This is a genomic window from Kitasatospora sp. NPDC058243, from assembly GCF_042882025.1.
In the GTDB taxonomy this organism is placed as follows: domain Bacteria; phylum Actinomycetota; class Actinomycetes; order Streptomycetales; family Streptomycetaceae; genus Kitasatospora.
Genome location: NZ_JBHVWW010000176.1, coordinates 725 through 1,082 on the forward strand (window position 1 = coordinate 725; position 358 = coordinate 1,082).

1 protein-coding gene is annotated in these 358 nt (G+C 62.8%); it reads left to right on the forward strand.

Features of this window, described 5'->3' with window-relative positions; translation table 11 throughout:
• Window positions 1-120 precede the first annotated feature (120 nt).
• A complete protein-coding gene (locus ACFVX9_RS39900; RefSeq protein ID WP_387987237.1) occupies window positions 121-342 on the forward strand; it encodes a DUF397 domain-containing protein in 222 nt (73 codons plus the stop codon).
• Window positions 343-358: the final 16 nt, after the last annotated feature.

Sequence of the window (358 nt, forward strand, 5' to 3'; positions counted from 1 at the left end):
ATCCGGAAGATGTAGAAGCGTTCGCGATGGCCTTCGACGCCGTGGCGGATGCCGCCCTCAACGTCGATGCCTCGCGCGAAATGATCAAGGACTACATGAAAGGGAAGACCCGTGACTGAAATGGCCAGCCTCAGCGCTACCGACCTGGGTAACGTGGAGTGGCGCAAGTCGTCTTACTCAGGAGGCGGAGAGTCTCAGTGCGTCGAGGTCGCCGACCTTTCGGCCGCCAGGCTCAGTAAGATCTTTGTCCGTGATGCTAAGCGTTCGGCAGGCCCGGTTCTCCGGCTGTCTGCCGGCGCCGTCGGCGCCTTCGTCCGCCTCGCCACCGCTCAGGCGGTGTGAGCGGGGACCACTTCAT

Excerpts from the sequence above, each read along its gene's own strand:
- ACFVX9_RS39900 (WP_387987237.1), top strand. The coding sequence starts at position 121 with ATGGCCAGCCTCAGCGCTACCGACCTGGGTAACGTGGAGTGGCGCAAG.